The organism is Streptomyces sp. NPDC000941, from assembly GCF_053599555.1.
Window position 1 is genome coordinate 25,342 of record NZ_JBSFMM010000166.1, and the last position, 626, is coordinate 25,967.

Genomic DNA, 626 nt, shown 5'->3' on the forward strand with positions numbered 1-626 from the left:
CACCGGGTCGGCCACCGCGGTCGTCCCGACGCGCATACCCTCCGGGCCGGCCACCACGGTCATCGTCACGGCGCGGCCCGCTCGGCCGGTCATCACGGCGCTCACCGCGGCGGTCATCCGACCGATCGTCGCGACGGTAACCACCGCGATCGTTGTCGCGGCGGTAGCCGCCACGGTCGTCGTCGCGGCGGTGGCCACCGCGGTCATCATCGCGACGGAATCCACCGCGGTCGTCATCACGCCGCGGACGGTACGGGCGGTCGTCCCGCCCCTGCCGGAACCCGCCACGATCACCGTCGCGTCGTGGTCCGGACTCACGGAAGTCGCGCCGATCACCGCCGTCCCGGCGCCGCGGCTCCCGGTTCGGCCGATCGTCGGGGGAGTTGGTGGACATCGACGTGACTCCTGTCTTGAGGTACTGCAGCCATTCTCGCGCATCGGCGTCGCCAACGCGTTCCAGTAAAAACAAAAGGACCCCTGGTCCCAGCATGAACGCTGGGACCAGGGGTCCATCAAAGATTGTTCGGCGGCGTCCTACTCTCCCACAGGGTCCCCCCTGCAGTACCATCGGCGCTGAAAGGCTTAGCTTCCGGGTTCGGAATGTAACCGGGCGTTTCCCTAACGCA

1 protein-coding gene and 1 rRNA gene are annotated in these 626 nt (G+C 68.4%); both read right to left on the reverse strand.

The features are described 5' to 3' along the window. Positions 1 to 237 (reverse strand): hypothetical protein (locus ACWDSL_RS37950; protein ID WP_450492504.1); only part of this gene is annotated, 237 nt, incomplete at its 3' end. Between the two features lie 284 nt (positions 238 to 521). Continuing rightward, positions 522 to 626, reverse strand: a 5S ribosomal RNA gene (rrf, locus tag ACWDSL_RS37955); the annotation flags it as partial.